The organism is Planctomycetota bacterium (assembly GCA_035574235.1).
GTDB lineage: Bacteria > Planctomycetota > MHYJ01 > MHYJ01 > JACPRB01 > DATLZA01.
In genome coordinates, this window is the sequence record DATLZA010000009.1 from 1 (window position 1) to 23,561 (window position 23,561).

A 23,561-nucleotide genomic window follows, 5' to 3' on the forward strand; every position below is an offset into this window, starting at 1 on the left:
CGTGGGGCCAGGCCGAGAACCCCGTGGGAGCCGGCGGAGGCATCGAACGCACGTCGACCCGCTGCACCATGGCCGGGTAGAGCGCCCCGTTCGTCCGAGCATCCGCCCCGTGATTAGGCGCGCGCCGGATTGCTATACTGCACGGACGTCCCTTTCCCGAAGGAGCGCCGCCATGCGGGCCCTCGCGCCGGCCGCCGCCGCCCTCGGCGCCCTCGCCCTGACCGCGGCCGCCCTCTGCGGCCTCCTTCACCTGGCCCTCGACGACCCCCCCATCCCCGGCGCCGGCGAAATCCCCTCCGTGACGGAGCCGCGCTACCGCGTCGCCGTCCTGGGCGACTCGCAGAAGGGCCTCCGCAACCTCGCCAACCTCCTGCGCGAAATCCGGAAGGAAAACGTCCGGTTCGTCCTGCATACCGGCGACCTCGTCTCCGACAACGACGACGGCCACTACCGCCTGGCCGCCCTGGCCCTGCGGCGCGGAAACCCGGGCGTGCCCTTCCTGGCCGTGCCGGGCAACCACGACGTCAAGGGCGGCTACGAACGCTTCGAACGACGCCTCGGACCGCCCGAACGCGCCTTCGTCGCCGGCCGCGTCGCCTTCGCCCTCTTCGACAACGCCCTCGGCGCGCCCCCCGATCCGGCCCGCATCGAACGCGCGCTCGGCGCCCTCCCGCCCCACGACGCCGTCGTCCTCGCGTTCCACATCCCTCCCTTCGACGCGCCGGGAAACGTCCTTCCCGGATACGAGCCCTTCCTCGAGTGGCTCCGGCGCACCCCCCGCGTCCGCTACGTCCTCTCCGGCCACGTGCACGACTACGTCCGACGCCGGATCGGCAACGCCGTCCTCATCGCCAACGGGGTCGGCGGCGACTACGAATCCTGGCAGCTTCGCCAGAAGGTCTACGCCACGATCCTCGAGGTGGACGGCGACCGCATCGCCGACCGGACGCTCGAGCTGCCCCCCGAACACGGCCTGCTCGAGAACTTCGAGCATCTCGCGCTCGGCCACGTGGGCGAGACCTACCGCCGGCGGCCGGCGCTCGCCTGGGGGGCCACGATGCTTGCCGCGTGCCTCACCGGCCTCGGCTGGGGCTTCTGGCGCCGCGGCCGGCGCGCGCGAATCGCGTGAACCTTCCGGACCCCGGCCGGTTCAAGAGATCGGATGGAGTGCGCGCGCTTCCAGGACGAGCTTCACGCGGTCCTCACGGGCCGCGCGGCGGCCGACCTCGCCCGCGAGGTCCGCGGGCATGGGAACGCCTGCCCCGCCTGCGCCGCCGAGACGCGCGGGATCGAAGCGGTCCTCGGGCTCCTGCGCCGGCTTCCCGAGGAGGCCCCCGCGCCCCGCGTCTGGGAAGGCGTCCGCCGCGGCCTCGCCCCCCGCGCCGCCTCCGGAGCCCTCGCCTTCTGGATCCGCACGGCCGCGGCCGCCAGCCTCCTCGTCGCCGCCTTCTCCTTCGCGCTCCTCTTCGTCCGCGCGCCCGCCGAGGCGCGCCCCGTCGTCGTCGAAACCAGCCGCGCCCTCGCCTGGAACGAAGTCCTCTCCGTCCAGGACATCGCCACGGTCAAGGTCCCCGACGTGGGCACCCTCAAGGCCGGCCCCGGCACGGCCCTTCGGTTCCTGGACGCGCGGCGCGCGGTCCTGGAACAGGGCGAGGTCTTCGCCGAAATCCTCCCCTCCGGACGCGGCTTCGAGGTCCGCGCCCCCGAGGCCCGCGCCCGCGTCCACGGCACCCGCTTCGGCGTCCGCGCGCCCTCCACCGTCTACGTCCTCGAAGGGCGCGTGGAAGTGGAAACGCCCGCCTGGAAGGGCGAACTCGGACCCCGCCAGGGCGTGGTGGGCCCGCGCCTCGTGGAAGTGAGCGCCGAAGACCACCTCCGCTGGCTCCTGGAGCGCGAACGGCCCGGCGTGCGACTGACGCTCGATCCCGGCGAAGCCGCGGTCGTCACCCCCGGCGCGCCCCTGCGCTGGCGGCTCATTCTGGAAACGGACGCCCTGGCGCCTCTGCGGCTCGCGCCGCTCTCCGATCCGTCGCAGTTCGTCTCGCTGCGGATCGACGGGGCGCTCGTTCCCCTCGAGCCCGGCCGCCTTTCGCTCCGGGAAGCCGCTCCCGGACCCAACGGAGGCGTGCGCCTGGACGTATCCCACCGATGCGTGATCGAATGCGCCGTGGACCCCGCGCTCTTCCGCGAAAAGGGGACCGCCCGCGTGCGCGCCTTCTTCTCCAGCGGCGCCCAGGCTCCGGAAGGGTTCTGGGTGGGCCTGGTCGCATCCAATGAAATCCTCGTGGAGGTTCGCTGACCCTTGAGCCCCCTGGCGGAACGTCTGGCCCCGGTGACCGGCCGTCTCGCGCGCCTCCGGCGCTCGATGCGGCGCCTCTTCGCCCTCGACGGCCTCTCGCGCCTGGCGCTGGCCCTGGGCGCCTTCGTCGCGGTGACGTTCGCGGCGGACTGGACGTTCCACTTGCCCGCGCCCGTCCGCCTGGCGCTCTCGATCGCGGGCGTGGGCCTCGCGGCCGTCCTTCTGGTCCGCCGCGTCCTCTATCCTCTCCTCGTCCGCATCAGCGACGACGATCTGGCGCTCTTCGTGGAACGGGAGTATCCCGAACTCAACGACCGCCTCCTCTCGGCCGTCCAGCTCGCCCGCGAGCCGCTCGACCCCGAAGGGCGCCGCGTCTCGCCCGAGCTCGTCCAGGCTCTGGTGGCCGAGGCGGAGGAGGCCTCGCGTGGGATCGATTTCGGACGGGTCCTCGTACGGCGGTACGTGCTCCGGGCCGCGGGGGCCGCCGCCGTCGTCGCGGCCGCCCTCACGGGCCTGGCCGTCTGGAACCCCCAGGACCTCGCCGCGATCTACGCGCGCCGCATGGCGGGCCTCGACGTCAAGTGGCCCCGGCGCACGCACCTTCAGGTCCTCGACTTCCAGGACCGCCGGCGCGTCTGGCCCCGCGGCGAGGACCTGCCGGTCGCCGTGGCCTACACCGGCGCGCGGCCCAAGAAAGTCACGCTCCGCTACCGCTTCCGCACGGGCGAAACCGGCCAGGAGCGCATGATCCCCCTGGCCGGCGACCGCTTCCAGTTCCTCTTCACCCGCGTCACCGGACCCTTCGAGTTCGTCGTCGAGGGCGGCGACGACGTGACCGACCCCCACGTCGTCGAGACCGTCACGCCCCCCTCGATCGACGCCCTGCGGCTCTACTTCGAGCATCCCCCCTACACGCGCAAGCCCGACACGCCGGCCGACCGTCCCGAAACGTCGGGGAACATCGTGGCCCCGATCGGAACGCGCGTGCGCTTCGAGGCGGAGGCCAACGAGGATCTCCGCTCGGCGCGGCTGTCGGTCGGATCCAAGGGGAAGGAGACGGTCACCGAGCTTCCCGTGAAGGCCGACGCGGCGGGCCGCCCGCGCGCGTTTTCCGGCGCGTTCGCCGTCTCGGAGCCTTCCGGCGAGTACGCGCTGCATCTGGAGGCCCGCAACGGCCTGTCCAACCGCGATCCCATCCGCTACACGATCCGCGGGATCGAGGACCGGCCGCCCGAGATCGTCGTCCGCGAGCCGCTCGGGGACGAGTTCGTCACCGAAGTGTGCGAGCGGCCGCTCGAGATCGACGTGCGGGACGATTACGGCGTGGCCCGGATCGTCCTGAGGACCGTGGTGGTGGCCCAGGGCCGCGCGCGCGAGGAGTCGGCGGTCGCCTTCACGCGGGAGCAGAATTCCCGCGACTACGGGGAGCCGCAGATCCGCAGCCAGGCGGTGCTCGACGTGGCTCGGCTCAAGCTTCAGGCCGGCGACCACGTGGAGATCCAGTTCCAGGCGGAGGACACCCGCGAGCCCGCGCCGCCCAACGCGCGGCCGTCGCGCGTGTACCGCCTCTCGGTGGTCTCCATGGCCACGCTCGAAAAGGAGCTGCAGGACGCGATCGAGAAGATCAAGGCGCTCCTGAAGACCCAGAAGGTCCGCCAGGAAACCGCCTGGAACCGGACGGGGCGGCTTCTGTCGACCCACGGGCGGTCGGACGCGCTGACTCCGGAAGCCCAGGGGGAAATCCGCCAGGCCGCCCTCGAACAGAACGACGTCACCTCCCGGCTCGACGGCGCCCGCCGGGAGATCCGGTACATCCTTCGGCGCGGCGTCTACAACAAGATCTACGACGAGACCGCGGCCCGGAAGCTCCAGTCGGCCGCGGAGGAGCTGGATGCGCTCGTGGGAGACCTGGCCGATCCGTCCCGGGGCGGCCTTTCGCGGATCGTGACGGCGCGGCTGGACCAGGCGTCCAAGCACCGTTCGGGCCGCGAGCGGGGGGAGGCCCTTCGCGAGGCGATGGACCTTCAGAGCCGCGTGGCCTCCGGCATCCAGCGGGCGATCGATTTTCTGGAGAACTGGTCGAGCTACCAGGAAGTCATCCGCATCGCGCGGGAGCTCAAGGAGTCGCAGGACCGCGCGAACCGGGAGATCAAGAGGATCGGGACCGGAAAGTAGGGGAGGCGTTATGCGCTTGGGCGGATGGATCGCGGCGGGACTCCTGGCGGCGCTGCCGGCGGGGGCCGGGGCGCAGGAGAAGCCCGAGGAGAAGAAGCAGGCCGTCCTGCGCGACCAGGCCCGCATCGAGGCCGAGCTCGAGAAGCTCGAAGCCAAGATGGGGGAGCTGACCGAGCAGCTGCGCAAGAAGGGCCAGGAGCACTACGCCGCCCGGCTGGAGCAGGGCCTGCGCAGGCTCCGGCAGGACCGCGTGGGCGTCCAGATCCGCGCGGTGATCGAGCACCTGGAGGCCAACCGCGTGGAGAAGGCCCTTCAGGCGGGCGAGGACGTGACGCGGGCGCTCGAGGCGCTGATCGCGCTTCTGGAGGACCGGACCGATCCGGCCGAGATCGAGAAGAAAAAGAAGGAGCTGGAGGAGGCGCTGGCGCGCCTGCGGGACGCGCGGCGGCAGGAGGAGGAGCTGCGCCGGGACACGGCGGCGCTGGGGCGCGAGCGGGAACGCGAGTTCGAAGAGGTCCTCGGAGCGCTCGCCGAGCTGGAAGGCCGTCAGCGGGAGCTCCGGGAGCGCACCGAATCCGGAAAGCCCGTGGAGCTTCTCAAGAAGTCGGAGGAGCTGGCGCGGGAGCTGGCGCGCCTGGAGGCGGAGCAGAAGCGGGAGGAGGAGGCCTTCGAGGCGTCCAAGTCCCGGGAGCTTCGGGACGTGGGGCGGCTGGCCCGCCGGCTGGACGACCTCATCGCGCGCGAGGAAGGGCTGCGGCGGGCGCTTTCGGAGCGCCGGGACCGGCAGGCGCTTCTGGAGAAGGCCGCGGCGGAGCTGGACCGCATCCTGGAGGAGCAGAAGCGGCTCCGGGAACGGGCCGGGAAGGCGGCGGCGGCCGGGGACAAGGAGGCCGCGCGGGGCCTGTCCAAGGAGCAGAAGGACCTCAACGACCGCACCTGGACGCTCGGCAACGAGCTTTTCCACGCCAAGGCGCTTTCCGAGGAGGAGCGTCCGTCGATTCTCAAGCCGCTCGTCGAGGCCAACGACGCGCAGGACGCGGCGCGGGCGGGCCTGGACGAGGGCGTGCCGGATCTGGCGGCGGGGGACCAGGAACGGGCGGTGAAGGACCTCGAGCGGGCGCGGGAGGCGCTGCGCGCGCTGCGGGAGAAGGACGCGCAGGCGCGTCCGGCCGAGGAGGAGCGGCTCCGGGGGGAGCAGGAGCGGGTGGGGCGCGAGGCCGCGGAGCTCGCCGGGGCGATGAACGAGGCCGGCAAGGCCGCCGAGAGTCCCGCGGCCGGGCGGTCGCTGGAGCAGGCCGGGCAGCGCACGGCGCAGGGGGCGGAGCACGCCCGCCAGGCGGCCGAGCGGATGGGGCGGTCCCGGCCGGACGACGCGGCGCGCGAGCAGGAGCGGGCGCTGGAGCGGCTGCGGGAGGCCCGGCAGGAGCTCGAGAAGCTCGAGAACGCCCTGGCGCGGGCGGAGCGGCCGCGCTTCGAGGAGTCCGCGCGGCGGCAGGAGGATCTGGCGCGCCGGGCCGCGGAGCTGGCGGATCGGCTGGGAGAAGCCGCCCGTTCCCCGGAGGCGCGCCGCCAGGACGCGGAGGCGCAGAAGGCGCTTCTGGACGCGGCGGGGGAGACCCGCGGGGGCGAGCAGGGCATGCGGCAGGCGTCCGGCGAAATGCGGCAGGGCCGGACCGCGCAGGCCCAGCAGTCCCAGGAGCAGGCGCGCGAGGGGCTCCGGCGGGCGCGCGAGGCGCTCGAGAAGGCCCGGCGCGGCATGGAGGGGCGCCCGACGCCGGATCTGGCCAGGCTCGCCGAGGAGCAGGCCCGGCTCGAAAAGGAGCTGGAGGAGAAGGTGACCCGCTGGCTGGAGCGCAAGGCCCGGGAGGAGAAGGACGCGCCGAAGGCCGAGGCGCTGGGCGGGGCGGCCCGCGAGTCGCGCGGGGCGCAGGAGGAGATGAAGGGGGCCGCCGGCGAGCTGGGGCGCAACGACCCGGAGGCGGCCCCGCCCGCGGCGCGCCGCCAGGGGGAGGCGCTCCGCCGCCTGGAGGAGGCCCGCCGGAAGCTCGAGGGGCTGGCCAAGCGGCCGCTCACGGAGGAGGAGAAACGCAAGGCCGAGGAGCTGGCCCGCCGCCAGGAGCGGATCCGGAACCTCACCGCGGAGCTCGAAAAGCAGTTCGAGCAGATGCAGCAGGAGCTGGCCCAGCGGTCGGCCCGCGGCGCCCAGCAGAACATGCAGCGCGCCCAGAGGAACCTCGGACAGGGTCAGCCGGACGAGGCGCTCGAGGACGAGGACCAGGCCATCAAGGATCTCGAGCAGGCGGAGCGGGACCTCGAGCGGGCCGCCGAGGAACTCAAGCGCCTGGCGGAGGAAGAGCGGTACGTGGAGCTTCAGACCGAGCTCCGGAAGGTCCTCGAGGTCCAGGAGGGCGCGATCACGAAGGCTACGCGGGAGCTCGACGAGGTGCGCCGCACGAAATCCGCGCTCAACCGCGAGGAGGTGATCCGGGCCAAGCGCCTGGGGACCTCGCAGGAGGAGCTGGCGCGCCGCGTCCTCGAGATCCGCAAGAAGCTCGTCCAGGAGAACGTGGACGTCTTCACCTACGTGCTCGACAGCGTGGCGGGGGACATGAACGACGCGGCGGCGGCGCTGAAGGAGGCGGAGACGGGGCCGCGCACGCAGGATCTGCAGGCGGACGCGGCGCGGAAGATCAAGGATCTCCTGGAGGCGTTCGATCTCAAGCGCCAGCAGGCGCGCAACCGGCCGCCGGGCGGGGGAGGCGGGGGCGGAGGCGGCGGCGGGGGACGCCATCCGCTCGTTCCGGATCTGGTGCAGCTCAACATGATGCGGCGGATTCAGGAGGAGCTGCTGCGCAAGACGCGCGACGTGCGCCGCCAGGTGCGGCCGGACCGCGAGGATCTGACGCCCCTGGAGAAGCAGACGCTCACGCGGCTGTCCGACGAGCAGGGGAAGCTGAGCGAGATCATGAAGAAGTTCATCGAGAAGTTCGAGGACGAGAAGCGCCGGCAGGAAGGGGAACCTCCGAAGAATCCCCGGCGGGGAGACGAGTGAGGGAGTCGGCCCGTCCCGGAAAAGAGGTATAATCCTTACGGAACGAGGAGGCGCGCATGAGGAAAGCGTGGACGATCTGGGGGGCGGCGCTGGGGGCGGCGCTGGCGGGTCCGGCCTACGCGCAGGAGGGGCCGCCGGCCCCCCGGAAGGCGCCGGCGGAGGACGAGGAACTCACGCCCGAGAGGGCGATGGAGATGCTCCGGGAAACCCACCAGCTCATGCAGCTGGCGGAGGAGCTTCTGAACGGATCGGCGCAGGGGAAGGCGCTCGAGACGGAGGAGGCGCTTCTGGCGCGCCTGAAGGAGCTTCTCAAGGAGGAGCCGCCCGCGGGAGCCGGGGACGCCCAGAAGAAGGCGATCCAGAAGATCGAGCGGCTCATGCAGAAGTCGGAAGGGTCCCAGCAGGGGGCGCTCGAGCGCCTGGCGGAGATCATCCGGAAGGCCAAGCCCTGCGCGAACGGCGCCTGCAAGCAGCATCAGCCCCAGTCGGGGCCTCAGCCGCAGCCGACGCCTCAGCCCAACCGCCCGCGGGAGCCCGGAGATCCGGCGCGGGAGCCGTACGACCCGAACCGCACGGGCGAGCCGATCAACAAGTTCCGTTCGACCGCGGACCGGACGGGCCGGTGGGGAGACCTTCCGCCGCGCGTCCGGGAGGCGATCCTTTCGGGGAAGCGCGACCTGGACGAGTTTCCGCCCGAGTTCCAGCAGGTCCTCAAGGAGTACATGAAGAAGCTTGCGGAGCAGAAGGAGTGACGCGGGGCGGAAGGCGCCGGAGCGCGTTCCGGGCTCCGGACGTGATATCCTAGTCCCGGGTTTCTCATGGTCGCTCCTCCCCGGGACGTGTTGAGAGAAGCGGAGCTTCTCGTCCGTTCCCGCTACGCCGTCCTCCTCTGCGACACGGAAGAGGAGGACCGGGCCGAAACCCTCCTGCGGTACCTGGCCGCGGCGCTCGGGATTCCTTTCTTCACGTGGACCCGGACCAAGGGGCTCGGCCGCGACGGCTCGGAGAACGCCGCCTACGGCACGGCCGATCCGTCCGGCGCGCTGGGCCACGTGGAAGCGTCGGGCCTTTCGGCGATCTACTTTTTCCGCGGCCTGCGGCGGGACCTCGAGGACAAGACCGTCGCCGAGAAGCTGGCGGACGCGGCGCGGCGCCTGTCGCAGAAGCTGGGGGCGATCGTCCTGGTCGGCCGCGGGATCGAGCTGCCGGACTCCGTCAAGCCGATGGCCGCCGTCGTCAAGCTTCCGCCCCCCACGGTGGAGGATTATCGGGATCTTTTGCGGAGGATCCTGGAGGATCTTTCCCGGAAGACGGGCGCGCGGGCGGAGCTGTCGCCGGAGGACCTGTCCCGCCTGCTTTACAATTTGAAGGGTCTGACGCTTCTGGAGGCCGAGAAGATCCTGACGAAGGCGATCATCGAGGACGGCCGGCTGACGGCGGACGACATCCGCAAGGTGATCCAGGCCAAGAAGTCGATCGTCGAGCGCGAGGGGGTGCTGGAGTATTTTCCCGCCGAGGAGAAGATGGCGGACGTGGCCGACCTGGCGGGGCTGAAGACGTGGCTGGCGGAGCGCCGGGCGATCCTTGCGGATCCGAAGCGGGCCGCGGAATTCGGCCTGACGTTTCCGAAGGGGATCCTGCTCCTCGGGGTCCCGGGCTGCGGCAAGAGCCTCTGCGCGAAGGCGGTGGCGTCGGAATGGGGCCTTCCGCTTCTGAAGCTCGATCCTTCGACCCTCTACAACAAGTATCTGGGGGAGAGCGAGAAAAACCTCCGGCGGGCGATCGCCACGGCGGAGAAGGTGGCCCCCGTCGTGCTCTGGATCGACGAGATCGAGAAGGCGTTCTCCTATTCGGGCGGGGCCGAGGACGGGGGCGTCTCGATGCGCGTCTTCGGGACGTTTCTCTCGTGGCTTCAGGACCGCACGGCGGAGGTCTTCGTCGTGGCCACCGCCAACGACGTGACGCGGCTTCCTCCCGAATTCCTCCGCAAGGGCCGGTTCGACGAGATCTTCTTCGTGGACCTTCCGGACGCGGAGGTCCGGAAGGCGCTTTTCGCGATCCACCTGCGCAAGCGCGGGCAGGATCCCGCCCGCTTCGATCTCCCCCGGCTCTCGGGGGCCACGGAGGGGTTCTCGGGGTCCGAGGTTGAGCAGGCGGTGGTTTCGGCGCTGTACGCCGCCTTTGCGGCGGGGACGGCGCTTTCGACGGAGGCGCTGCTCGAGGAGGTTTCCCGGACGCGGCCGCTCTCCCGGACGATGGCCGAAAAGATCGCCTGGCTGCGGGAGTGGGCCCGGGGGCGGACCCGGAGCGCGCACTGAGGCGGGCCGCCTACGGCTCGGAGCGCAGGCGGAGGAAGGGCTTGCGGTCGAGGAAGAGCTCGAGATCCTTGCGCAGGGCGCGGGCGTCCGGATAGCGGTCCTCCGGGCGGACGGCCAGGAGGCGCTGCAGGACCGCCTCGAGGGAGCGGGCCAGGCCCGGCCGGCGCGCCCGCGCCGAGGGACGCCGGGCGTCCAGGTGCTTGCGCACCACGGATTCGGGGGAGCGGCCCTCGAACGGGCGGCGGCCCGTGAGCATCTGGTAGAAGGTGACGCCGAGCGAGTAGAGGTCGGAGCGCCCGTCCGCGGGCAGTCCCTGAGCCTGTTCGGGGGAGACGTAGTACGGGGTTCCGAGCACCGTTCCGTCCTCGCCCAGCTCGCGTTCGCCGGCGGCGCGCGCCAGGCCGAAGTCGGTGATCTTCACCCGTCCGTCCTTGCGGAGGAGGATGTTGGCGGGCTTAATGTCGCGGTGGACGACGCCCGCCGCATGGGCGTGCTGGAGGGCGCGGGCGACCTCGCGGACGATTTCGGCGGCGCGGCGCACGGGGAACGCGCCGCGGCGCCGGATCGCCTCCTCCAGGTCCTCGCCTTCGACGTACTCCATCACGATGAAGGGACGGCCCTGTTCCTCGTCCACGTCGTAGATGCGCACGATGTTTTCGTGGTCCAGGCGGGCGGCGGCCACCGCTTCGCGCTCGAAGCGGGCGGTCTCTTCGGGGTCGGCGGAAAGGTCGCGGGAGAGGATCTTGATGGCGACGCGGCGGCGGAGGAAGAGGTGCTCCGCGAGATAGACGCTCCCCATCCCCCCCTTGCCCAGGAAGCGCAGGAGCTGGCACTTGCCGAAGGTCTGGCCGACCAGCGGCGCGGACGTCGGTTCCATGGAGAACGACCCCTCCCTCTCGGGTCCCGCGAGGGCGGCCCATTATAGCATCGGGCGCGGCGGCCGCAAGGGCGAATCGGGCGCGGGCGCGGGAAAGGGTCTAGCGGCGGGAGGCGCGGGCGGCGTCGATCCGGGCCACGAGCGCCGGGTCGAGCCCTTCGCGGACGGCGGCCAGGCGTTCGAGGAGCTCGGCCGGGGCGCCCTGGGCGAGAGCCGCCTCGACGAGTTCCCCCAGCCAGGGACGGATTTCGGGGCCGGGGGCGCCGCGGCGCAGGGCCTCCTCGAGGGCCCCGCGGGCGTCGCCGTCGACCAGGCGGAAGAGGACCAGATCGAGCTCGGTGACGTCGGGCGCGCGGCGCGCGTACTCGGCGATGGAATCGGCATGGAGGGCGGCCGTGGGGGACGCCCCCGAGGAGGCGGGGCGGCCGTCTCGAAGCCGGAGGCGCGGGCGGGGATCGGCGTCCGCGGCGGCGCGGAAGCGGGCGACCACGCGCAGGGCCGCCGAGAGCTTCAGCCCCAGGCGGGAGAGCTCCGCGCGCTCGACGGGCGGGGCGGAGGGGTGACGTTCGAGGAGGCGCCGCAGGACGGGGGCGTAGTCGCGCTCGGCGATGCGGCGGCGGTCTTCTTCGGTCAGGAGATTGGGGCCCGAAGGGGCCGCGGCGGCGCGGACCGGTCCGTCGGAAGCGGGGCGGATCTGGAGTTTGGAGTGCACGCGGCGGAGGCCCTCGGCGGCTTCGGGGGGTGCGGGATCGCGCCGGGCGGCCTCGCGGTAGAGGGCGAGCGCGCCGGTCAGGTCGCCCTTGGCCTCGGCCAGGGCGGCGCGGGTGACGAGGTCGCCGCGGGCGGGGGGAGCAGGAGGATCGGCGGGGCCGGTGAGGAAAAAGGCCAGCACGGCCGCTCCGGCGGCCAGGGCGGCGGCGGTCCAGGCGGCGGCGGGACGTCCGAGGAGGGCGGAGAAGCATCGGGCGGCGAGGCCGGGGCGCGGCGAAGCGGCGGCCGGACGCAGGAGCGCCGCGGGGCGGGGGCGGGGGAGCGGAGCGCCCTTGAGGAAGGCTTCGAGCTCGCGGGCCATCTGGGCGGCGGTGGCGGGGCGGCGCTCGGGCTTTTTTTCGAGCGCGCGAAGGATGATCTCGGCGAGCGCATCGGGGAGCCCCGGCGCCAGGAGCCTCGGATCGCGGGGCTTCTCGTGGATCTGCTTGAAGAGGACGGCCATGTGGCTTTCGGCCACGAAGGGGCGCTGGCCGGTGACCATGAAGTAGAGGCACACGCCCAGGGAGTAGAGATCGCTGCGCGGGTCGGCGCGGCGGCCTTCCGCCTGCTCGGGGGAGAGGTACCACGGGGTGCCCATGATCGCCCCGGCCACGGTGAGCGTGGTCTTGTCTTCCGCGTCGAAGGCCAGGCCGAAGTCCACGATCTTCACTTCGCCTTTCGAGGAGATGAGGATGTTGCCGGGTTTGATGTCGCGGTGGACGATGCCTTCGGCGTGGACGGCCTGCAGGCCGCGGGCGACTTCGAAGGCGATGCGGGCCGCCTCGCGCGGCTCGAGGCGCCCCTTCCGGTCCACGAGGTCCTGGAGGTTCTCGCCTTCGACGTAGGCCATGACGAGGTAGTGGTAGCCGTCGTCCTCGCCCACGTCGTAGATTTCCACGAGGTTGGGGTGTTCGAGTCGGGCGGCGGATTCGGCTTCCCGGCGGAAGCGTCCCACGAGTTCCTCGTTGCGGGTGAGGTCGGGGGGCATGATCTTGACGGCCACGGTCCGGCCGAGCTCGGCGTGGACCGCCAGATACACGTCCCCCATGCCTCCGCGCCCCAGGCGCTTGAGGAGGCGGCAGGGGCCGATCGTCTTTCCGGCGAGCCGGTCCGGCGTCCCGGCCGACGTCCGCGTGACGGGTCGGACGGTCGCGCCGGAAGCGGCCGCGCGCCGGGGCGTCGGCGCCTCGGGCGGCATGGCGTCCCCTCTCTCCAGTTCGAGCGTTATAAATTATAACATATAATCGACGGGAGGCAAGCGGGCGCCGCGATTCGGATCCCGGCGTCAGCGCGCCGGGGGTTTGCGGAAGCGCTTGAGCGTCGAGGCCGAGACCGCTCCGAGGACCGCTGAAAGGAGAATCACCATCCCCACGGGCATGCTCACCGTGCCGATCAGGATGTGCACCGTGACGGCGCTCCAGTTCAGGACCATGAAGATCCCGAGCAGGACCAGGAGCCCCCATCCCACGACGGTTCGGAGCTTGGACATGCGGATTCCAGTCTACGGAAGGCGGCCGGCTCCGGACAAGTCCGACGCTATTTCGACGGCGCTCCCGCCGCCCCGAGCGTCCCGTCCCGCAGCGCCCGCCGGTACCGAAGGAGGAAAAGCTCGGCCGACACCTCGGCCAGGCGCCGCTCCACCGCCGCCAGGCGCCGCTCGACCGCCGCGGCGTCCGGAAGGGAAAACTTCTCGTCCCCCGCGGCGAAGGTCCCGGTCTCGCGCCGCGACTTGAGGTCGCCGGCCAGCGCCAGCGCCTGCTCCTCCAGGTCGCGCTTCTCCGCTTCCTTGAAGACGATCGCCGATTCGAGGGCGGTGGCGCGGCGGGCCTCTTCGATCGCGTGCCGTTCGTTGAAGTAGCGCAGGCGCTCCTCGTCCCGCCGCGCGGCCCACTCGGCCCGGAAGAGCTCCCACGCCCGGGCGTCCTCCGCCGGGGTCGCCAGGCGGAGCCGCCGGGAGGCGGGCGGCTCCTCGTGGTCGAGCACCAGCACGAACTCGTCGCGCACGTCCCCGGCCTCGTAGGCGTAAAGCCAGTACTCCTTGCGGCGCGCCGCGTCGGTCAGACGGAAATCCGGAGGCCGGCGGACCCAGCGCTCCGAGAAGGGCGCGTCCACGACGAGCGACAGGATCAGGTCGCGGGAGACGATCTCGGGATTGTCCGCCACGGCCGGCGGCTCCTCGACGCGGTTGGACCAGGTGTCCACGGGGCCGCACGCCCCGAGCGCCGCCGCCGCCGCCGCGATCGCCAGCTTCCTCATCGGTCCTCCTGAGAAGAGGACGGCCTACGCCCCGAAAAACTTGCGGTGGAGCGCCTGGACCGCGCGCGCGCAGTCGGCGTCCTCCACGACGAAGGCGACGTTGATCTTGGAGGCGCCCTGGGAGATCATGAGCACGTTCACCTGCGCCTCCTTGAGCGCCTGGAAGATGTCCCCCGCGATCCCGGGGATCGAGCGCAGCCCCTCGCCCACCACGCAGACGATCGCCTTGTCCCGCTCGACCGTCACTTCCGCGAACCGGCGCAGCTCGTCCACGGCCAGATCCAGGTTCCGGTTCGTGTCGAGCGTCACCGAGACGGACACCTCGCTCGTCGAAACCATGTCCACGCTGATCCGGTGCCGCGCGAAGACGTCGAAGATGCGCGCCAGGAAACCGTGCCCGTGGAGCATCCGCGGGGTCGTGACCGTCAGGATGAGGTTGTGCAGGTTGTGGGCGATGGACTTCACCCCCCGGGCGGGGCCGCGCGGTTCGGCCACGATCGCCGTGCCCGGATGGTCCGGCTTGAACGTATTCAGGCACCGGACGGGGATCTTCTTGCGGACCGCGGGCGTGATCGTGGCCGGGTGCAGGACCTTGCCGCCGTAGTAGGCCAGCTCTCCGGCTTCGTCGAAGGTGAGCGTGTCGATCGGCCGGGCGGAGGGGACCAGGCGCGGGTCGGCCGTCATGATGCCGTCCACGTCGCTCCAGATTTCGATCTCCTCGGCGTCGAGGGCCGCCCCCAGGATCGTGGCCGAAAAATCCGAGCCGTTGCGCCCGAGCGTGGTGATGTCGCCGGCGCGGGTCTTGCCGATGTATCCGGTCACGACGGGAAGCTTCGTCATCCGGGAGACGTGGCGGCGGATCTCCGCATCGGCCTCGGGGAGGGGCTGCGCGGCGCCGAAGTCGTCGGTCGTCAGAAGCCCGATGTCGAAGGCGTCGTGCTGCTCGGCGGGAATCCCCGCCCGGTTGAAATAGGCGGCGATGATCCGGGTGGAAAGGCGCTCCCCGAAGGAAACCACGTAATCGAGCGTCCGGGGCGTGAGCTCCCGGACGAGGGAGATCCCCTTGAGGAGCACGGCCAGCTCGTCGTAGAGCGGCTGGAGGAGCCCTTCCTCGACCCCGAGCTCCCGGATGACCTGCTGGTGCCGGTCGCGGAGCGCCTGGATCGAGACGTCGTGGCCTTTGACCGCCTCCTCGCCCAGCTTGAACAGGTCGTCCGTGACGCCGCGGAAGGCGCTGGCGACGACAAGCGGCTTGCGGGAAAGGCGTCCCCGCACGATCTCGAGGACGTTGCGGATCCGTTCCGCATTGGCCACGGAGCTGCCGCCGAATTTCATGACGATCATAAGAGCCGACATTCTACCTCGGCCGGGGGGGAATTCAAGGACGCGCCCGGCGGGATATACTGGGGAGGGAGGGCGCATGCCTTTTCGGAGACGCCTCGGGACGGTGGCGGCGGCGATCCTCGCGGCCGCGGGAACGCTCCGGGCCCAGGACGACGCGGCGCTCCAGGAGCGGACGGACCGGCTGGCGGCCCGCGCGGAGGAAATGCTCGGGATCCGCCGGCGCGCGCGCGTGGCGGCGGTCCGGCAGGACCGCGACGCCTTCGAGAAGTTCCTGCGGGAACGGCTGGAGCGCGAGTTCCCGGAGGCGCGGCGCGAAGCCCTGCGCTCCTGCTGGAGGCTCCTCGGACTCGTTCACGATCGGTTCGACCTCGGCGGCGGCCTGGTGGCGCTTCTTCGGACCCAGGCCGGCGCCTACTACGACGCGGAGACCAAGCGCCTCCACCTGCCGGCGGCCGGCCTTCCCGAGGCCGTGCTCGACGGGATCCTCTTCCACGAGCTGGTCCACGCCCTCCAGGATCAGGAGCACGACCTGGGGCGCCTCCAGAAAGCGCTCGCCGAAGGAGGCCACGACGACGCCGCCACCGCCTGGCGCTTCCTCGTCGAGGGCGAGGCCACCTTCTGGACGCAGATCTTCATGCTGGAGTCGATGGGCCAGACGTTCGCGGAGACCCCGGCGGCCGCGCGGGAACTCGCCTTCGGCATGGGCCGGAACTGCACGACGCCGGACGTCGTGCGCCACATCGAACTTCAGGCCGCGCGCCTGGGGCCGGCGATCCCGGACCTCAAGGCCGCCGCCGCGCAGATCCGCACGACGCCGCCGATTCTCGTCCGCAGGCTCGCCGATCCCTACCTGCGGGGTCTCTACGCCGCTTACCGGATCCACGAACGCGCGGGAGCCGCGGGATTCCGCGCTCTCTTCCGGAAGGACCCGGCGCTTCTTTCGACCCGGGACTTCCTTTTTCCGGACGAGGCGCTCCGCCGGCCTCGCGGGATGAGCCTTCTCAAGCTCTCCGCGCTTCCCGAAGCGGTGGGGGAAGGCCCCTCGACGCCGCCCGAGGCGCGCTGGTCGAAGGTGTACGAGGGAACGCTCGGAGCGCTGACGCTCCACGTCCTTTTCGAGCAGGAGCGCGCGGAAGCCGATGCGGCGGCGCTCGCCTGGCAGGGGGACCGGGTGGAGGTCTGGAGGAGGGGCCAGGACGCGTTCCTGGCGGGCGTCTTCGATTTCTCGACGGACGAGGCGGCGGCGCTTTTCGTCCGGCGCCTGGAGCGGCTCTACCGGGAGCGATGGGCGCGCGGGGGGCCCGTGCGCCCGGAGCCCGGGGAAGGGGTGCGGCTGGCGAGCGGCACGGACGGCTTCTGGATCCAGAGTCAGGGACGCACCGTCGCCTTCTGCCGCGGCCGTCTTCCCGACGATCCGGCGAAGCTCCTTGCGGCGCTCTGGCGCAGCGAGGTGCGCCCCGTCGAGCCCGAAGAGCGCTAGGACGGCCCGCGCCGAGGACGTCCGCCCGATTCCTCCGGCGCGCGTTCGGGTCGCGGCTCGTGGAAGAGCCGCTTGAGGAGGACGGTCGCGTAGCTTCCCTTGGGCAGTTCGAACGAGAGCGTCAGCTTCCGCCGCCCCGGATTGAGCTCGTCCGGCCCCTCGCGCGCTTCGAGGGCCCCCGGGGCCGCCAGCGCCGCGCGCCGGCCCTTGCCGAAGAACGTCCGGCGCATCTTCTTCAGGCGGAACTGACGCGGCTCCACCCCTTCCTCCGCGAGAACCCGCGCCAGGGCCTCGGCCGCCTCCCCCTCGAAGCGCTCGGCCGGCGTCAGGAGCGGAATCTCGAGTTCCGCCAGGCGGTCGTGCTCCCCGGGTCCGAGCGAGCGGTAGAAGACATGGCGCCCGGCCGCGTAGGGGACCTCGAACGTGTCCGGGAGCTTCCGGAGGATTTCCGCCAGCGTGCGGTTCCACAGGTAGCTCTGGTAGGCCGACACGTAGAGGATCCGCAGGTCGGGATCCAGAAGCTCGAAGGCGAATCCGAAGGCGCCCGGATGATCGGCCAGATACGCCGCGATCGAGCGTTCCGGCCCGCGCGGAAGCTCCCGCCGGAGCGCCGCCCAGTCCCCCCACCGGTCCCGAAGCAGCGCCTTGCGCTCCCGCGGGGCGCGGCGGTCTTCGGGCGAGGGGGACGCCAGGGCGAGCCGCAGCGCCTTCTCGTACTCGCCCCGCACGAGCGCGCGGCCGATGAATTCGCCCCCCGTGCCGCGGAGGGATCCGAAGCGCTGGTCGTCGAAATAGTTCGGAAAGCCCCAGCGGCGCACCGGCCCGAGATCCGGAATCTCCTCCAGGTCCCGCACCGTGATCTCGAACCGGTTGGCCGTGAAGCTCGCCCGGGTGATCGGGTCCCGGGAGCGCCCGAGATACTCCAGGCGGAACGCGGAGCCTTCGAAATGGCGCTCCGGGCCGCCGCGGATGGAAATCGTTTGCTCGGTGCGGGCGTGGCGGTCCTTGAGCCCTCCGAAGGAGATCTGCGCGCGCGAGAGCTTCCAGTTCCGGGCCACGTTCCGCAGCGCTTCGATCGTCCCGATGTTCCACTTGACCAGCCGGTAGAGCGCGAAAGGGCCCGACGCGGAGCGCTCGTAGCGGTCGAGCTCCACGACGACGAAATCCTCGGGACGCTGCCGGATCTTCACGGGGCCCGCGGGCGCCTCACCCGATGCCGTGGGCGTCGAGCTGCTCGTCGTCCATGCCGAAGTAGTGCCCGATCTCGTGCAGGACGGTCTCCTGGATGCAGCGGATCATCTCCTCGCGCGTCCTGCAGTCCCGCTCGATCGCCCGCTTGAAGAGCGTGATTCGGTCGGGAAGCGCCAGCTGGTAGTTCGTTCCGCGCTCCCCGTAGGGGATGCCTTCGTAGAGCCCGTAGAGGCCCCCCGGGTACTCGCGGGCCTGGCGGCGGTTGGGGGATTCGGCCACCCGGAACTCGACGTTTTCGATCTTGCGGCGGAACATCTCGGGCAGGGACGCCACCGCCTCCTCCACGACTTTCTCGAACTCCCGGCGCGTCATGACCGTTCCGTTGCAAACCCTTCGGCGCTATGATACCGTCGTCGCCGGTCCCTGTCAGCGATGAAAAAGTTCCGCGGGGTGGACTTTTACGAGGCGGACGCCCTTCTGACCGAGGAGGAGCGCCTGGTCCGCCAGACCGTCCGCGAGTTCGTGGACGCGGAGGTCCTTCCCGTGATGCGGGACGCCTGGGAGAAGGGCGAATTCCCCCGCGGCCTGATTCCGAAGATCGCCCAGCTCGGCCTCCTGGGGGCCACGCTTCAGGGATACGGATGCGCCGGCATGGGCCCGGTGGCGTACGGCCTGGCGCTGCAGGAGCTGGAGCGGGGCGATTCGGGCGTGCGGAGCTTCGCGTCCGTCCAGAGCGGCCTGGTGATGTACCCCATCCACGCCTTCGGGAGCGACGCTCAGAAGGAGAGATACCTGCCCCGGCTGCAGCGCGCGGACCTCATCGGCTGCTTCGGCCTGACGGAGCCGGATTTCGGATCGAATCCCGCCGGCCTGCAGACCCGCGCCGTCCGCAAAGGGGACCGGTGGATCCTCAACGGCACCAAGATGTGGATCACGAACGCGAATCTCGCGGACCTGGCGGTCGTCTGGGCGCGGGCGGAGGACGGAACGATCCAGGGGTTTCTCGTCGAGCGGGGCGCCCGGGGTTTCTCGACGCAGGAGATCCGGGGGAAGCTGTCGCTCCGGGCCAGCGACACCGGAGAGATTCTTCTGCGGGACTGCGAAGTGCCGGAGGAGAACCGCCTGCCGAACACCCAGGGCCTCAAAAGCGCCCTCTCGTGCCTCAACCAGGCGCGCTACGGGATCGCCTGGGGCGCCGTGGGGGCCGCCATGGGCTGCTACGAGGAGGCGCTCGACTACGCCCGCCAGCGCGTCCAGTTCACGCGCCCCATCGCCGGCTACCAGCTCGTCCAGCGCAAGCTCGTGGAGATGCTGACCGAGATCACGAAGGCGCAGCTTCTGTGCGTGCAGCTCGGGCGCCTCAAGGAGCGGGGCCGGGCCACCTTCGTGCAGGTCTCGCTGGCCAAGCGCAACAACGTCCACCACGCGCTCGAGATCGCCCGCATGGCCCGGGACATCCTGGGGGCCAACGGCATCCTGAACGAATACTCCGCGATGCGCCACATGTGCAACCTCGAGACCGTCTACACGTACGAGGGGACCCACGACATCCACACGCTGATCGTGGGGGAGCACATCACGGGGCTGGCGGCGTATTATTAGGGTCGCCTCGGAGGTGCGATGATCGCGCGTCTTGCCGTCCTGGCCGCCGCGGCGCTCCAGGGGCCGCCGCCTCCGACCGCCTCCTGGAAGGCGGACTTCCGGCTCGCCGTCGAGGAGCGCGACGGGCACTACCTTTTCGTCGTCGAAGGCTCCACGAACATCCCCGCCGAGGTCGTTCTTCGCGCCCGGGTCTACGCGGTCGAAAAGCTCGATGCCGGAGGGGAGGACGAGGAGCCCCTCGTCTGGGAGGACGACGAGAGCCGGCCCGCCTGGAAGGTCGTCGAACGCCGGGACGGGAAATTCCGCGAGGAGGTCTACCGTTTTTCCCGCCGGCCCTGGGCGATCCGCTACCGGGCGCGGCTCCACTATCGGCCGCGCGACCAGTCCGACGAGGTCGTCCGCAAGTACGGGGCGGACGACTGGTCGGCGGCGGCGGATCTCCGGTACGGGACGGACGAGGAGTTCGCCCGCCAGATGCGCGACCGGGTCCAGGAGGTGATGCGGGATCTGGAGACGATCGAGGGGCTTTTCGCGGAGCTGAAGAAGCAGTTCGAGCGCCATCGCGCCGCGTACGACGCGCCGGCCTGGAAGGCCTGGAAGGATTCGTGGTACGCGCGGGTGGAGGAAATCGCCGAGCGCAACCGCGAGCGGTACAACCTCTGGGCCGTGTGGATGGAGCGCCAGGCCCGGATGCGCGTGGGGGGGATGTGCGAGCTTCTGCGGTGGATTCTCGTGGCGGCGGGGGACCTTCTGGCGGAGGGCAAGGGCAGCGAGGATTTCGTCCGCCGGAAGATGGAAGACTTTCACGGGTACTTCGAGGAAGCCATCGAGGTGATCGGCGTGCCGATGCCCCTGGATGCCTCCCGGGTAGGGCCGATCCTGGCGGCGTATGAGGAGGCGTTCCGGCCGCTGCGGGAATGGGTGAAGTCGGGCGGAGCGGGTCCCGATCCCCGGCCTCGGGCGCGCCGGGCGTGCCTGGAAGCGCTCCTGCGCCTGCCGCCGTTCCTCAAGAACCGCAAGAGCGCCTACCGGTTCGTCAACGACCTGGGCCTGCGCTTCCGGGAGCTTCTCGAGGCGGTGGGGCGGGACCCTTCGTCCGAGGCCGCCCGCAAGGCCCTGGCCGCCCACGACGAGGCGCTGCGGGACATCCAGAAACTGGCGGGGCTGCGGTGAGCGCGCTTTTCGAAGGTTGAACTTTTCCCTCCGTCCGGCTCTAATCTCCCACCATGATCATCGTCCTGCGGCCCGGCATCGCCGAGGGAGAGCTTCAGGCCATCGAGGAGGCCGTCCGAAAGGCCGGGGCGAGTCCCGTCCTCGTCGAGGGGAAGGAGCGTTCGGTCGTCGCCGTGATCGGAGCCTCCAAACTGGACGAGCGCCAGTTCGAGCTGCTCCCGGGCGTGTCCCAGGTCCTGCGGGTCGGCAAACCCTACAAGCTCGCCAGCCGCGAGGTGAAGCCCGACGACACCGTAGTCCGCGTCGGCGACGTGTCGATCGGCGGGGAGCAGATCGTGGTGATGGCCGGGCCGTGCTCGGTCGAGAACCGCAAGATGCTTCTGGAGACGGCCGACCGGCTGGCGGCGCTCGGGGTGACGGTCCTACGCGGAGGGGCCTTCAAGCCGCGGACGTCCCCCTACTCGTTCCAGGGTCTCGGGGAAGAGGGCCTCAAGATTCTGGCGGAGGCCCGGGAGCGCACGGGGATGCGGATCGTCACCGAGGTCATGGCCCCGGACAAGGTGGACCTCGTGGCGCGGTACGCGGACATCCTGCAGATCGGCGCGCGGAACATGCAGAACTTCGATCTGCTCAAGGAGTGCGCCGAGGTCCGCAAGCCCGTGCTCCTCAAGCGCGGGCTGTCCGCCACGATCGAGGAATGGCTTCAGGCCGCCGAGTACATCCTTTCGAGCGGGAAGAACCGGGACGTCATCCTCTGCGAGCGCGGCATCCGGACGTTCGAGACCGCCACGAGGAACACCATCGACCTCAACGCGGTGCCGGTGCTTCACGAGCGCACCCACCTGCCGGTGGTCGTGGACCCCAGCCACGGCACCGGAGTGCGGACCTATGTCGAGCCCATGGCGCTGGCCGCGGTGGCCGCCGGCGCCGACGGCGTCATGATCGAGTGCCATCCGGATCCGGACCGGGCGCTCTCCGACGGCCCTCAGAGCCTGACCCTCGAGATGGTGGAGCGGCTGCTGCGGGAGCTCGAGGCGATCGCGCCCGTCGTGGGACGGCGGCTGGACCTTTCGACCAAGCGTCCCCCGAAGCCCGCGCGGCGGGCGGGGGCCTCGGGCGGGGACGCCGTGGCCTTCCAGGGCGAGCACGGCGCCTTCAGCGAGAAGGCCGCCCGGCAGATCTTCGGCGACGGAGTCCGGACGTCGCCGACCCCTTCGTTCCGCGAGGTGTTCGAGAAGGTGGTTTCCGGGGAATGCCCCTACGGCGTCCTGCCCGTCGAGAACACCCTGGGCGGCTCGATCCACCAGAATTTCGACCTTCTCGTCGAGTTCGACGTGCAGATCGTGGGCGAGACCAAGCTCCGGGTCGTCCACAGCCTGATCGCCAACCGGGGGACGCGCCTGGACCAGATCCGGCGCATCTACGCGCATCCGCAGGCGGCCGCGCAGTGCGAACGGTTCCTCCGCCAGCATCCGTCCTGGTCGATCCTGCAGGTCTACGACACGGCCGGCAGCGTCAAGATGATCAAGGAGGAGAAGCTCCTGGACGCCGCGGCGATCGCCTCGAGCGAGGCGGCCCGCCGGTTCGACATGGAGGTGCTCAAGGAGGGAATCGAAAGCGATCCCCAGAACTACACGCGCTTCATCGTGATCGCGCGGGAGCCGGCCCCGTCCGGCGACAAGGTCTCCCTCGTCTACGCCACGGAAAACAAGCCCGGAGCGCTTTTCCGGACGCTCGAGGTCTTCACCCGCCGGGGGCTGGATCTGACGAAGCTGGAGTCGCGGCCGATCGCGGGCAAGCCCTGGGAGTACCTCTTCTACGTGGACTTCCGGGGGCCGCTGAACGAAAAGCTGGTCTCCGCCACCGTCAAGGACCTCAAGGAGCACACGACGTTCCTCAAGGTCCTGGGCTGCTATCCGGCCGCGTAAGGGAGGCCGCCATCGAGACCCGCCCGGCCGTCCACCTGCGCGTGCCCGGCACCCGCCGCCATCTTTTCTTCTACCGCAAGATGGTCCGCCGCCCGGACGCGCCCGTCGAGCCCGGCTCGCTCGTGGACGTGTACGACCGCGGCGGGACGCTCCTCGGATGCGGCTTTTACAATCCCCGGAGCGAAATCGCCGTCCGGATGCTGGGTCCCTGGGAGGAGAACCTCATCGAGACGCGGCTGCGCCGGGCGATCGCGTTCCGGGAATCGCTCCGGATCGACGCCGACGCCTACCGGGTCTGCCACGCGGAAGGGGACGGTCTTTCGGGGCTGGTCGTGGACCGGTACGCGGACGTCTACGCGGCGGAGATCTTCTCGCTGGGGATGCTGCGCCAGATCGACGCGGTGCGCCGCGTCTTCCCGAAGCTCCACGTGCGGGCGGACGAGCGCGTGCAGCGGCTGGAGGGATTCCGCCTGCCGTTCGAGCGCGCCCCGGAGGGGGTGGTCGTGCGGGAGCACGGCGTCCAGTATCGCGTCGATTTCCGCCGGGGCCACAAGACGGGATTCTTCTGCGACCAGCGGGAGAACCGCAAGGCGGTGGCGGATCTGTCGGCGGGGAAGGACGTGCTCGATCTGTGCTGCTACACGGGCGGATTCGCGGTCGCGGCGGCCCGAGGCGGGGCCCGGCGCGTCGTGGGCGTGGATCTCGACGAGGAGGCGCTCGAGACCGCGCGGCAGAACGCCCGCCTGAACCGCGTGAAGGTGGACTTCCTGCATCAGGATCTCTTCAACTACCTGCGGCAGTGCCGCGACCGTTTCGATCTGGTGGTGCTGGATCCCCCGAAGATGGCGTCCGAGCGGTCCGAGCTGCCCAAGGCGCTCCGGGCGTACCACGACATGAACCGGCTGGCCGCGCGCGTGGTGAAGCCCGGGGGGATCCTGGTTTCGTCCTCCTGCACGGGCCTCGTCGGGGCGGAGGAGTTCCTGCGGATCGTGCAGGAAGCGTCCGAGCGGGAGCTGCGGATCTTCCGCGTCTCGGGGGCGGGTCCGGACCACCCCGTCTCGAGTCTCTATCCCGAGGGGCGCTACCTCAAGGTGATCTTCAGCGTCGTGGTCTGAC

At 71.0% G+C, this 23,561-nt stretch carries 18 protein-coding genes; 11 read left to right on the top strand and 7 right to left on the bottom strand.

Translation table 11 applies throughout. From position 1 onward, the window contains the following. Positions 1 to 172 precede the first annotated feature (172 nt). The 6 genes from VNO22_00515 to VNO22_00540 all read left to right on the top strand — a co-directional run bounded on the left by VNO22_00515 (position 173) and on the right by VNO22_00540 (position 9,844). Positions 173 to 1,129, top strand: coding sequence for a metallophosphoesterase (locus VNO22_00515; protein HXG59830.1), 957 nt, complete (start codon positions 173 to 175; stop codon positions 1,127 to 1,129). Positions 1,130 to 1,162: 33 nt separating this feature from the next. After that, complete coding sequence (locus VNO22_00520) at positions 1,163 to 2,299, top strand: FecR family protein (protein ID HXG59831.1); 1,137 nt, start codon at positions 1,163 to 1,165, stop codon at positions 2,297 to 2,299. Between the two features lie 3 nt (positions 2,300 to 2,302). Continuing rightward, positions 2,303 to 4,474, top strand: coding sequence for a hypothetical protein (locus tag VNO22_00525; GenBank protein ID HXG59832.1), 2,172 nt, complete (start codon positions 2,303 to 2,305; stop codon positions 4,472 to 4,474). Positions 4,475 to 4,484: 10 nt separating this feature from the next. After that, a complete protein-coding gene (locus VNO22_00530; GenBank protein HXG59833.1) occupies positions 4,485 to 7,526 on the top strand; it encodes a hypothetical protein in 3,042 nt (1,013 codons plus the stop codon). A 56-nt stretch (positions 7,527 to 7,582) separates the two neighbouring features. Then, complete coding sequence (locus tag VNO22_00535; protein HXG59834.1) at positions 7,583 to 8,278, top strand: hypothetical protein; 696 nt, start codon at positions 7,583 to 7,585, stop codon at positions 8,276 to 8,278. Between the two features lie 66 nt (positions 8,279 to 8,344). Continuing rightward, the gene (locus VNO22_00540) at positions 8,345 to 9,844 is read left to right on the top strand and encodes an AAA family ATPase (protein ID HXG59835.1); all 1,500 of its coding nucleotides are present in this window, start codon (positions 8,345 to 8,347) and stop codon (positions 9,842 to 9,844) included. Between the two features lie 10 nt (positions 9,845 to 9,854). On the opposite strand, the gene VNO22_00545 is transcribed toward VNO22_00540, so the two are convergent. The 5 genes from VNO22_00545 to VNO22_00565 form a co-directional block, all read right to left on the bottom strand. After that, entirely contained in the window at positions 9,855 to 10,721 is an 867-nt protein-coding gene (locus VNO22_00545; protein HXG59836.1) for a serine/threonine-protein kinase, read from the bottom strand. Positions 10,722 to 10,821: 100 nt separating this feature from the next. Then, positions 10,822 to 12,669, bottom strand: a complete 1,848-nt coding sequence (locus VNO22_00550; GenBank protein ID HXG59837.1) for a protein kinase — start codon at positions 12,667 to 12,669, stop codon at positions 10,822 to 10,824. 87 nt (positions 12,670 to 12,756) lie between these two features. After that, positions 12,757 to 12,960, bottom strand: a complete 204-nt coding sequence (locus VNO22_00555) for a LapA family protein (protein HXG59838.1) — start codon at positions 12,958 to 12,960, stop codon at positions 12,757 to 12,759. A gap of 47 nt (positions 12,961 to 13,007) precedes the next feature. Then, on the bottom strand, positions 13,008 to 13,727 hold the full coding sequence (locus VNO22_00560; GenBank protein ID HXG59839.1) for a hypothetical protein: 720 nt from the start codon (positions 13,725 to 13,727) through the stop codon (positions 13,008 to 13,010). A 24-nt stretch (positions 13,728 to 13,751) separates the two neighbouring features. Next, complete coding sequence (locus VNO22_00565) at positions 13,752 to 15,071, bottom strand: aspartate kinase (protein ID HXG59840.1); 1,320 nt, start codon at positions 15,069 to 15,071, stop codon at positions 13,752 to 13,754. 76 nt (positions 15,072 to 15,147) lie between these two features. Between VNO22_00565 and VNO22_00570 the strand changes: the two genes are divergently transcribed. Further along, complete coding sequence (locus tag VNO22_00570) at positions 15,148 to 16,551, top strand: hypothetical protein (GenBank protein ID HXG59841.1); 1,404 nt, start codon at positions 15,148 to 15,150, stop codon at positions 16,549 to 16,551. On the opposite strand, the gene truD is transcribed toward VNO22_00570, so the two are convergent. Further along, positions 16,548 to 17,741 (bottom strand): tRNA pseudouridine(13) synthase TruD, encoded by a 1,194-nt coding sequence (truD, locus tag VNO22_00575; protein ID HXG59842.1) that lies wholly within the window; start codon positions 17,739 to 17,741, stop codon positions 16,548 to 16,550. The two genes, VNO22_00570 and truD, sit on opposite strands and share 4 nt — an antisense overlap. A 16-nt stretch (positions 17,742 to 17,757) precedes the next feature. Continuing rightward, entirely contained in the window at positions 17,758 to 18,114 is a 357-nt protein-coding gene (locus VNO22_00580; GenBank protein HXG59843.1) for a metallopeptidase family protein, read from the bottom strand. Positions 18,115 to 18,174: 60 nt separating this feature from the next. On the opposite strand from VNO22_00580, the gene VNO22_00585 reads away from it, so the two are divergent. Genes VNO22_00585 through VNO22_00600 form a run of 4 tightly spaced genes read left to right on the top strand, consistent with a single transcriptional unit; the run spans position 18,175 to position 23,560 of the window. Beyond that, on the top strand, positions 18,175 to 19,344 hold the full coding sequence (locus VNO22_00585; GenBank protein HXG59844.1) for an acyl-CoA dehydrogenase family protein: 1,170 nt from the start codon (positions 18,175 to 18,177) through the stop codon (positions 19,342 to 19,344). Positions 19,345 to 19,362: 18 nt separating this feature from the next. After that, the gene (locus VNO22_00590; protein ID HXG59845.1) at positions 19,363 to 20,517 is read left to right on the top strand and encodes a hypothetical protein; all 1,155 of its coding nucleotides are present in this window, start codon (positions 19,363 to 19,365) and stop codon (positions 20,515 to 20,517) included. Positions 20,518 to 20,570: 53 nt separating this feature from the next. Beyond that, entirely contained in the window at positions 20,571 to 22,445 is a 1,875-nt protein-coding gene (gene aroF, locus VNO22_00595) for a 3-deoxy-7-phosphoheptulonate synthase (protein ID HXG59846.1), read from the top strand. Between the two features lie 41 nt (positions 22,446 to 22,486). Next, on the top strand, positions 22,487 to 23,560 hold the full coding sequence (locus VNO22_00600) for a class I SAM-dependent rRNA methyltransferase (GenBank protein HXG59847.1): 1,074 nt from the start codon (positions 22,487 to 22,489) through the stop codon (positions 23,558 to 23,560). Position 23,561 lies beyond the last annotated feature (1 nt).